10 protein-coding genes are annotated in these 9273 nt (G+C 72.4%); 6 read left to right on the top strand and 4 right to left on the bottom strand.

What is annotated here, in order from left to right; translation table 11 throughout:
- Positions 1–123: 123 nt before the first annotated feature.
- The 3 genes from ACE3QY_RS19350 to ACE3QY_RS19340 all read right to left on the bottom strand — a co-directional run bounded on the left by ACE3QY_RS19350 (position 124) and on the right by ACE3QY_RS19340 (position 1635).
- Complete coding sequence (locus tag ACE3QY_RS19350) at positions 124–477, bottom strand: MscL family protein (protein ID WP_374457690.1); 354 nt, start codon at positions 475–477, stop codon at positions 124–126.
- 57 nt (positions 478–534) lie between these two features.
- Complete coding sequence (locus tag ACE3QY_RS19345; protein ID WP_374457689.1) at positions 535–1167, bottom strand: SAF domain-containing protein; 633 nt, start codon at positions 1165–1167, stop codon at positions 535–537.
- 171 nt (positions 1168–1338) lie between these two features.
- A complete protein-coding gene (locus tag ACE3QY_RS19340; protein WP_374457688.1) occupies positions 1339–1635 on the bottom strand; it encodes an FmdB family zinc ribbon protein in 297 nt (98 codons plus the stop codon).
- A 121-nt stretch (positions 1636–1756) separates the two neighbouring features.
- On the opposite strand from ACE3QY_RS19340, the gene ACE3QY_RS19335 reads away from it, so the two are divergent.
- Positions 1757–4414 (top strand): penicillin acylase family protein, encoded by a 2658-nt coding sequence (locus ACE3QY_RS19335; protein WP_374457687.1) that lies wholly within the window; start codon positions 1757–1759, stop codon positions 4412–4414.
- Positions 4415–4420: 6 nt separating this feature from the next.
- Here ACE3QY_RS19335 and ACE3QY_RS19330 read toward each other — a convergent pair whose 3' ends face one another.
- Complete coding sequence (locus ACE3QY_RS19330; protein ID WP_374457686.1) at positions 4421–5017, bottom strand: 5-formyltetrahydrofolate cyclo-ligase; 597 nt, start codon at positions 5015–5017, stop codon at positions 4421–4423.
- Positions 5018–5039: 22 nt separating this feature from the next.
- On the opposite strand from ACE3QY_RS19330, the gene ACE3QY_RS19325 reads away from it, so the two are divergent.
- Genes ACE3QY_RS19325 through ACE3QY_RS19305 form a run of 5 tightly spaced genes read left to right on the top strand, consistent with a single transcriptional unit; the run spans position 5040 to position 9224 of the window.
- Positions 5040–6443 carry a UTP--glucose-1-phosphate uridylyltransferase gene (locus ACE3QY_RS19325; protein ID WP_374457685.1) on the top strand — a complete coding sequence of 468 codons (1404 nt, stop codon included), beginning with the start codon at positions 5040–5042 and terminating at the stop codon, positions 6441–6443.
- The gene (gene glp / locus ACE3QY_RS19320; protein WP_374457684.1) at positions 6436–7677 is read left to right on the top strand and encodes a gephyrin-like molybdotransferase Glp; all 1242 of its coding nucleotides are present in this window, start codon (positions 6436–6438) and stop codon (positions 7675–7677) included. Before ACE3QY_RS19325 ends, glp begins: the two co-directional genes overlap by 8 nt.
- Positions 7677–8147: a cyclic pyranopterin monophosphate synthase MoaC gene (moaC, locus tag ACE3QY_RS19315; protein ID WP_374457683.1), complete on the top strand. Its 471-nt coding sequence runs from the start codon at positions 7677–7679 to the stop codon at positions 8145–8147. The genes glp and moaC overlap by 1 nt, the downstream gene beginning before the upstream one ends.
- Complete coding sequence (locus ACE3QY_RS19310; RefSeq protein ID WP_374457682.1) at positions 8144–8620, top strand: molybdenum cofactor biosynthesis protein B; 477 nt, start codon at positions 8144–8146, stop codon at positions 8618–8620. The genes moaC and ACE3QY_RS19310 overlap by 4 nt, the downstream gene beginning before the upstream one ends.
- 43 nt (positions 8621–8663) lie before the next feature.
- The gene (locus tag ACE3QY_RS19305; protein ID WP_374457681.1) at positions 8664–9224 is read left to right on the top strand and encodes a GNAT family N-acetyltransferase; all 561 of its coding nucleotides are present in this window, start codon (positions 8664–8666) and stop codon (positions 9222–9224) included.
- Positions 9225–9273 lie beyond the last annotated feature (49 nt).

Genomic DNA, 9273 nt, shown 5'->3' with positions numbered 1-9273 from the left:
CGCGGGCGGGGGGATTGGTGGGGGTATTCGGGGGCCCCGCAAACCTCCGCTACCCCCGCCCCGCGGGGCACCCACGCCGGCCCGCCCCCGATGGGGCGGGCCGTCGCGACGGTTGAGGGTGGCTCAGACCGCGCCGCCGCGCGCCTTGATGGCGTCGCGGATCTCCTCGAGGAGTGCGATGTCGGCCGGGGTGCCCTCGGGCTCGCTCGGGAAGAAGCGCTCCTTGGCCTTGGTGTAGGGCAGCACGATGAAGAAGTAGACGACGGCGCCCATGATCAGGAACGAGATCACCGCGTTGAGGAAGGCGCCGAAGCTGTTGGGCTCGTTGCTGAAGACGTCCGACGCGCTCTCGGGCAGCAGGCTCGTCAGCCAGGCCGTGAAGGTCGTGACGACGGCGGCGAACGCGAGCGCCATGATCAGACCGGTGGCGATCTCGATCAGGTTGCCCTTGAGGATGAAGTTCTTGAATCCGGTCATGGTGCCTCCTACGTGAGGCCCCCGAGAGGGCCGCGAACGAGTGGGATGCGCAGCACGCTAGCGGTTCCAGGACACCGTCAGGAACTGTGACAGCGCGGCCGAGGTGATCTCGACGGCCTCCGCGGCAGTGGCGCCGACCACCACCAGCGCCCCGCCGGAGCCGCCGGTCGGCCCCTCCGGCACCTGCGTCGGCGTGGCGAGGACGGTGACGCCGCGTGCGACGACGTACGTCGCCCCGGTGCCCGGGTCGGTCGCCATCAGGTCGACCTCGTCCCCCGCGCGCAGGAGCGTGGCCATCCCGGCGTCGGGGAGGCGGACGGGCAGGACCGTCCGGCCGGTCTCGGCCTCGGCGAGCCCCGGGCCCACCACCCGCCCGTCGGTCAGCACCTCGCCACGACCGACGGGAGCAGCGAGCACCCGCCCGAGCGACGAGGCGGACGCGCCCGCGGGCGCGAGCCCGGCCGGGAACGACCGGGTGACCAGGTCGTCGCGGTCGAGCAGCGTGCCCGACGGCAGGTCGCGCGCTGCGACCAGTACCTCGACCGTCTCGGGCGCCGGGGGAGCGAGGGTGCGCAGCGCGCCGTAGGTCGCGGCGGCCACGAGCGCGGCCGCGATCCACCGTTGGCGCCGGCGCAGCTGGTGGCGTACGGCGCGCAGCCGGCGCCGCGCCGGCGGGATTCCCGGGAACATGCCCCGACGCTAGGCCGGGCGGCCGGTCGGGCGCTCGGCCTCTCCACAGGCCACCGGATGCACCCGTCGGTTGAGCAGCGAGCGCCAGCGAGCGTGTCGAAACCACGGGCCGCGGATGCCTTGGTTTCGACACGGGCGCTGGGCGCCCTGCTCAACCAGCGGCGGGGTGGCTCAGTCGGAGGAGGACGAGCTCGACGTGCTCGAGGACGAGGACGAGCTGGTCGACGACGAGGACGACGAGGACGACGAGGACGAGCCGCTCGTGGCCGGCGTCGAGGACGAGGAGGACGAGGAACGGCTGTCGGTGCGGTAGAAGCCCGAGCCCTTGAAGACCACGCCCACCGCGTTGAACAGCTTGCGCAGCTTGCCGTCGCACTCCGGGCACACGGTCAGCGCGTCCTCGCTGAAGCTCTGGAACTGCTCGAAGGCGTGGCCGCACTCGGTGCAGGCGTACTGGTAGGTGGGCATGTGTGGAGTCCTCGGGTGATTCCGACGTGTGAGTCCGACGTGCGGTCGGGGCCAGGTCCGGCGCGACGCGCTGGCACTCGGGCCCTTCGACTGCCAATGATACGGCACAATGGCGAGCGCGATGAGCGACCAGGCACCCACCCCGCCCTCCGGCACCACTCCCGGCACCACTCCCGGCTCCGCCGACACCCCGAAGGTGTCCTGGTGGCAGTCCTTCCGGCGCGCGCCCCGCGCCGTGCGGTGGACCGCGTGGACGGCGCTGGGGCTGGTCCTGCTGCTGGTCGTGCTGGCCGCGACCGTCGTGGTCGTCGTACGCCGTCCGCTGCCGCAGACCAGCGGCGACGTCGAGGTCCCCGGGCTGTCCGGGTCGGTCGAGGTGGTCCGCGACGACAACGGCATCCCGCAGGTCTACGCCGACACCGACGCGGACCTGGTGTTCGCGCAGGGCTACGTCCACGCGCAGGAGCGGTTCTTCGAGATGGACTTCCGCCGGCACGTGACGGCCGGCCGGCTCTCGGAGCTGTTCGGCTCCGAGACGCTCGAGACCGACAAGTTCATCCGCACGATGGGGTGGCGGCGCGTCGCCGAGGAGGAGTGGGCGCTGCTCGAGCCGGCCACCCGCGACGCCCTCACCGCCTACGCGGACGGCGTGAACGCCTACCTCGCCGACCGCTCGCCCTCGCAGCTCGCCGCCGAGTACTCCGTGCTCGGGCTCACCGGGCTCGACTACACGCCCGAGGAGTGGGAGCCGGTCGACTCGCTGGCCTGGCTCAAGGCGATGGCGTGGGACCTCCGCGGCAACATGGAGGCCGAGGTCGACCGGGTGCTGTTGTCGCTCGACCACACCGACGACGAGATTGCCTCGCTGTGGCCCGAGTACCCGTTCGACGAGCACCCGCCGATCGTCTCCGGAGGCGGCGTCGTCGACGGCGTCTTCGAGCAGAACGCGACGGCCAACGGCACCCGCAACCCCCGCCGGCCGGCGTACCCCGAGGAGGTCGTCGACGCCCTCGAGCGCGTCCAGGACGTCGTGAAGGGCATGCCCGAGCTCGTCGGCTCGGGGCGCGGGATCGGGAGCAACTCGTGGGTCGTCGACGGCGAGCACAGCGCGACCGGCATGCCGTTGCTGGCCAACGACCCGCACCTGGGCATCAGCCAGCCCGGCATCTGGATGCAGATGGGCCTGCACTGCCGGGAGGTCAGCGACGCGTGCACGCTCGACACGTCGGGCTTCACGTTCTCCGGTGTCCCCGGCGTGATCATCGGCCACAACGCCGACATCGCCTGGGGGATGACCAACCTCGGACCCGACGTGACCGACCTCTTCCTCGAGCAGACCGAGGGCGACGACCGCTACGTCCGCGACGGCGCCACGCAGGCGATGGAGGTCCACACCGAGACGATCGAGGTGCGCGGCGAGGACGACGTGGTGCTGCGGGTGCGCGAGACCGTGCACGGCCCGCTGATCAGCGACGTGTCGTCGGACTTCGCCACGGTGGGGGCCAACGCCCCGACCGACGAGCCCGGTGAGCGCGGCAACGGCTACGCGGTCGCGCTGGCGTGGACCGCGCTGGAGCCCTCGCCGACGGCCGACGCGATCCTCGCGCTCAACCGCGCCTCCGACTGGGACTCCTTCCGCGCCGCCGCCGCCGACTTCGCGGTGCCCGCGCAGAACCTCGTGTACGCCGACCGGGAGGGGCACATCGGCTACCAGTCGCCGGGCCGGATCCCGATCCGCCGGGGCGGCAACGACGGGACCATGCCCGTCGAGGGCTGGGTGAGCGCCAACGACTGGACCGGCGACTACATCCCCTTCGACGGGCTGCCGAGCGTGCTCGACCCCGAGGAGGGCTACCTCGTCACGGCCAACCAGGCCGTCATCGACGAGGACTACCCCTACCTGCTCACGAAGGACTGGGACTACGGCTACCGCTCGACCCGGATCCGCGACGTGCTCGCCGAGGAGGGCGAGCTGTCCGTCGAGGAGATGGCGGCGCTGCAGCTCGACAGCACGAACCCGATGGCCGAGACCCTCGTCCCCTACCTCCTCGACGTGGAGCGGCTCCCCAACCCCTACTACCGCAACGCGCAGAACCTGCTCCGCGACTGGGACTTCAGCCAGCCCGCCGACAGCGCGGCAGCGGCGTACTTCAACGTCGTCTGGCGCACCCTGCTCGAGCAGACCTTCCACGACGACCTGCGGCAGCGCACCTGGCCCGACGGTGGTGACCGGTGGTTCGCCGTGGTCAGCCGGCTGCTCACCGACCCGGCCAGCCCGTGGTGGGACGACGTTGACACCGACGTCGTGGAGACCCGCGACGACATCCTGCGGCAGTCGCTGCTCGACGCGCGCGACGAGCTCACCCGACGCCAGGCCCGCGACCCGCACCTGTGGGAGTGGGGCCGGCTGCACCGGATGAACCTCCACAGCGCCACCCTCGGTGAGTCCGGCGTCGGCCTCGTCGAGCGGCTGTTCAACCGCGACGGCTGGCAGGTCGGAGGCGGCTCGTCGATCGTCGACGCGACCTCCTGGAACGCCGTCGACGGCTACGAGGTCACCGCCGCGCCCTCGATGCGGATGGTCGTCTCGCTCGCGGACTGGGACGACTCAGGCTGGATCAACCTCACCGGCGTCTCCGGCCACCCGGCGTCCTCCCACTACACCGACCAGACCGAGCTCTTCGTCGACGGCCAGACCCTCCCTTGGCCCTACACCCGCGAGGCCGTCGAGGCCGCCGCCGACGACACCCTGGTCCTCACGCCTGCCGGCGGTGACTGACGGCGGTCACTCCAGCGCCCGCACCCCGCTGGCGGTCAGCGCGAAGCCGACACGTACGTCGTGGGGGTCGGTGGGCACGGGGAGGCCGAGCTCGTCGTCGTACACCACGACCGCGACGGGGGTGCCGGGGGTGATCCGGGTGAGCGCGCGGTCGTAGCAGCCGCCGCCCTGGCCGAGCCGCTCGCCGGTGGTCGAGACGGCGAGCCCGGGCACCAGGACGACGTCGGCCTGGGCGATCGCCTGCGTGCCGAGGCGGGGGCCGGTGGGCTCGAGGAGGCCGCGGACGGCGGGGGCGAGACGGTCGCGGCCGGCGTACTCCGCCCAGTCGAGGTCGAGCCCCGGCAGCACGACCGGCAGCAGGACCCGCTTGCCCGCCGCCACCAGGGCGTCGATGAGCAGGCCGGTGCCGGGCTCGCTGCCGACGGAGACGTACGCCGCCACGGTCGCGGCGCGACGTACGTCGTCCCACCCCAGCGCGACCTCCGCGACGCCCGCGGCGAAGTCGGCCGCGGCCCCGAGCGGGCGCTGCTTGCGGGCCGCGCGGACCTGGTCGCGGAGGGCCGTCTTGGCGATCGTGTTGTCCGCCGAGTGTCGTGCGTCCACATGAGCAGCCTACGATCGAAGCATGGCAAGCAAGGGCACCGCTCACGGCCTCGACCTCGCACGCGAGAAGATGCGACAGGCCGGGGTCGACGAGGTCGCGATCGACACGTTCGCGCACTACTACCGGCTCCTCGAGCACGGCGAGACCGGCATGATCGCCGAGGACACGATCGAGCCGCTCGACATGGAGGCGCTGACCGACGTCGAGGTCGACGACGACGTCGCCGCGGAGGCGATCCGCAAGACCGCGGTCATCAAGCTCAACGGCGGCCTCGGCACGTCGATGGGCATGGAGCGGGCCAAGTCGCTGCTGTGCGTGCGGCGCGGGCTGAGCTTCCTCGACATCATCGCGCGGCAGGTGCTCCACCTCCGCCAGCAGTACGACGCGACGCTGCCGCTGCTGTTCATGAACTCGTTCCGCACCTCGGCCGACACCATGGAGGCCCTGGCCCGCTACGAGGACCTCCCGGTCGACGGCCTGCCGCTGGAGTTCCTGCAGAACAAGGAGCCCAAGCTCCTCGAGGCCGACCTGCTGCCCGCGGCCTACCCGAAGTCGCCCGACCTCGAGTGGTGTCCGCCGGGCCACGGCGACATCTACACCGCGCTGCGTGGCACGGGCCTGCTCGCCCAGCTCATCGACGCCGGCTACCGCTACGTCTTCGTCTCCAACTCCGACAACCTCGGCGCGGTGCCGGACGCGCGGGTCGCGGGCTGGTTCGCCCAGACCGGCGCGCCGTTCGCGATCGAGGCGGTCCGCCGCACGGCGTCGGACCGCAAGGGCGGCCACTTCGCCCGACGCAAGGCCGACGGGCGGATCGTGCTCCGCGAGTCCGCGCAGACGCTCGACGTCGACAAGGAGGCGCTGGCCGACCTCAGCCGCCACAAGTACTGCTCGACCAACAACCTCTGGTTCGACCTCCAGGCGATGGTCGACGCGCTCGACGCCCGGGGCGGGATCCTCGGCCTGCCGCTGATCCGCAACGTCAAGCACCTCGACCCCGGGGACCCCTCGACGCCGAAGGTGATCCAGATCGAGACCGCGATGGGTGCCGCGATCGAGGTGTTCGAAGGGGCGCGCACGATCGAGGTGGGGCGCGACCGCTTCGTCCCGGTGAAGACCACCGACGACCTGCTGGTGCTGCGCTCCGACGTCTACAGCCTCGGCAAGGACTTCGTGCTCGACCAGGCGGGGGACGACGTGCCCTACGTCTCGCTCGACGGCGAGTTCTACAAGCTGGTCGGCGACTTCGACAAGCGCTTCCCCGAGGGGGCGCCGTCGCTGCGCGACGCCGACTCGTTCACTGTCGAGGGCGACTGGACCTTCGGCCACGGCGTCAAGGTCGTGGGCGAGGTCGCCCTCACCGCCACGGGAGCCCAGCGCGTCGAGGGCGGCGCCGTCCTCAGCGAGCAGGATGCCGATGAGTGACGCGACGCCCGGCCTGCTCCCCGTCGCCGACTACGTCGAGCGGATCCTGGCCACCATCTCACCGCTGCCTGCCTTCCCGCAGCCGCTGATGGAGGCGCTCGGCCTCGCGCTGGCTGAGGACGTCGTCGCCCCGATCTCGCTGCCCAGCTTCGACAACTCCTCGATGGACGGCTACGCCGTGGTCGCCGAGGACGTCGCCGGCGCCACCGAGGACGACCCGGTCACCTTGCCGGTGGTCGGCGAGATCGGTGCCGGCCAGTCCTCGATCCTCGCGCTCTCCCCGGGCACGGCGGTGAAGATCATGACCGGCGCCCCGGTGCCGACCGGCGCGACCGCGGTGGTGCCCTACGAGTGGACCGACCGTGGTGTGGCCACCGTCCGCATCGGCCGCGCCGCGGCGGCCGGACAGCACATCCGCCCCACCGGTGACGACATCTCCGAGGGCGACATGCTGCTCGAGGAGGGCACGGTCCTCGGGCCCCGCCACCTCGGCATGCTCGCCGCGGTCGGCCGGTCCACGGTCCGCACCCGGCCGCGGCCGCGCGTCGTGGTGATCTCCACCGGCTCCGAGCTGCGCGACCCCGGCACCGCGCTGGGCCGCGACTCGATCTACGACGGCAACTCCTACCTCCTCGCCGCCGCCGCACGTGCGGCCGGCGCGATCGCCTACCGCGTCGGCATCGTCCCCGACGAGTCGAACGCCTTCACCGAGGCGCTCAGCGACCAGCTGGTCCGGGCCGACCTCGTGGTCACCAGCGGAGGCGTGAGCGAGGGCGACTTCGACGTCGTCAAGGAGTCGCTGTCGCACCACGGCTCGATGTGGTTCGGCGGCGTGGGCATGCAGCCCGGCAAGCCGCAGGGCTTCGGCACCATCGGCGAGGACGACACCCCGGTCTTCACGCTGCCCGGCAACCCGGTCTCCTCCTACGTCTCGTTCGAGATGTTCGTGCTGCCCGCGATCCGCCGGATGATGGGCAAGCTCCCCTACGCCCGGCCCACCTCCCGCGCGCGGCTCACCCACGGCATCTCCTCGCCGGAGGGCAAGGTCCAGCTGGTGCGCGGGCTCGTCGACAGCGACCGCGGCGGCGCCTTCGTGTCGCCGGTCGGTGGTCACGGCTCGCACCTGATCGGCGACCTGGCCACGTCCAACTGCCTCATCGAGGTGCCCGCCGACGTCACCTCGGTCCAGGCCGGCGAGATGGTGCAGGTCCGCAAGCTCGACGAGGAGTTCTGATGGCCGACCGCCTCACCCACGTCGACGAGAGCGGCGCCGCGCGCATGGTGGACGTGACCGACAAGGACGTCACCGCCCGCACGGCGTCCGCCACCGGCCGCGTCCTCGTCAGCCCTGCCGTGGTCGACCTGCTCCGTGGCGAGGGCGTGCCCAAGGGCGACGCGCTCGCGGTGGCGCGCATCGCCGGGATCATGGGCGCCAAGCAGACCCCGGCGCTCATCCCGCTCTGCCACCCGCTCGCGATCTCCGGCGTGACGGTCGACCTGGTCGTGGCCGACGAGTCCGTCGACATCACCGCGACCGTCCGCACCACCGACCGCACGGGGGTGGAGATGGAGGCGCTGACCGCCGTCTCGGTCGCTGCGCTCACCGTCGTCGACATGGTCAAGGCGGTCGACAAGGCCGCGGTGATCACCGACGTGCGGGTCGAGACCAAGACCGGTGGGAAGAGCGGGGACTGGGCGCGATGAGCCTTCCCGCAGCCGTGGTGGTCGCCTCCAACCGCGCCTCCGCCCGCGTGTACGCCGACGAGACCGGGCCGCTGATCGCCGACTGGCTGCGGGAGCGGGGCTTCGCCTGCGACGCGCCGGCCGTGGTGCCCGACGGCGACCCGGTGCGCGAGGCCATCTCCGCCGCGGTCGCAGCGGGGGCACGCCTCGTGCTCACCACCGGCGGCACCGGGCTGACGCCCACCGACCGGACGCCCGAGGCGACCGCGGCGCTGCTCGACCGCGAGGTCCCCGGCATCGCGGAGGCCATCCGGGCCGCTGGGGTGGCGAAGGGCGTGCCGACCGCGATGCTCTCGCGCGGTCTCGCCGGCGTCGTCGGCGACTGCCTGGTCGTCAACCTGCCCGGCTCCCGCGGCGGTGTGAAGGACGGGCTCGCAGTGCTCGAGCCCATCGTCCGCCACGCCGTCGAGCAGGTCGTCGGGAGCGATCATTAGTCCGGCTCCGGGCTGGCCGGCCCGGCTGGAGTCGCACGGCGTCGTGGTCCGGTCGCTGCGCAGGTCCGACGCCGACGACTGGCAGGCGGTGCGTGCCCGCAACCAGGACTGGCTCGAGCCGTGGGACGCGACGGTGCCGCCCGGTGGCGCGCCCCGCCCGGCGTCGTACCGGCTCGTCTCGCGCGCGCTGCTCCAGCAGGCCAGGCGGGGACAGACGCTGCCGTTCGTGATCGAGGTCGGCGGCCGCTTCGCCGGCCAGGTGACGGTGAGCAACGTGGCCCGCGGCTCGGCGCAGTGGGCCTCGATCGGCTACTGGGTCGACGCGGCCGTCGCCGGCCGCGGGATCGCGCCGCGGGCGGTCGCGATGGTGATCGACCACTGCCTCGGCCCGGTCGGGCTGCACCGCGTCGAGATCTGCGTCCGGCCCGAGAACACCAACTCGCTGCGCGTCGTGGAGAAGCTCGGGCTCGAGCAGGTCGGCTACGCCCCGCGCTTCCTGCACATCAACGGCGACTGGCGCGACCACCGGATCTTCGCGGTCACGCGCGAGGAGGTGCCGGAAGGCATCGAGGCGCGGCTGTCGACACACCAGTCACACCAGTAGTTCTGCGACACACCACTTGACATCCGTCCCGCTCGCGCTCCACGCTCCT

It is taken from the genome of Nocardioides sp. (assembly GCF_041913365.1).
Taxonomy (GTDB): domain Bacteria; phylum Actinomycetota; class Actinomycetes; order Propionibacteriales; family Nocardioidaceae; genus Nocardioides.
The sequence above is the reverse complement of the archived record's forward strand: the minus strand, read 5'-3'. Positions and strand labels throughout refer to the sequence as shown.

Bases quoted from the DNA above. Each gene is read 5' to 3' on its own strand.
- ACE3QY_RS19325 (WP_374457685.1), top strand. From the start codon at position 5,040: ATGGCAAGCAAGGGCACCGCTCACGGCCTCGACCTCGCACGCGAGAAG.
- ACE3QY_RS19310 (WP_374457682.1), top strand. From the start codon at position 8,144: ATGAGCCTTCCCGCAGCCGTGGTGGTCGCCTCCAACCGCGCCTCCGCC.
- glp (WP_374457684.1), top strand. From the start codon at position 6,436: ATGAGTGACGCGACGCCCGGCCTGCTCCCCGTCGCCGACTACGTCGAG.
- ACE3QY_RS19350 (WP_374457690.1), bottom strand. From the start codon at position 477: ATGACCGGATTCAAGAACTTCATCCTCAAGGGCAACCTGATCGAGATC.
- ACE3QY_RS19335 (WP_374457687.1), top strand. From the start codon at position 1,757: ATGAGCGACCAGGCACCCACCCCGCCCTCCGGCACCACTCCCGGCACC.
- ACE3QY_RS19340 (WP_374457688.1), bottom strand. From the start codon at position 1,635: ATGCCCACCTACCAGTACGCCTGCACCGAGTGCGGCCACGCCTTCGAG.
- ACE3QY_RS19345 (WP_374457689.1), bottom strand. From the start codon at position 1,167: ATGTTCCCGGGAATCCCGCCGGCGCGGCGCCGGCTGCGCGCCGTACGC.
- moaC (WP_374457683.1), top strand. From the start codon at position 7,677: ATGGCCGACCGCCTCACCCACGTCGACGAGAGCGGCGCCGCGCGCATG.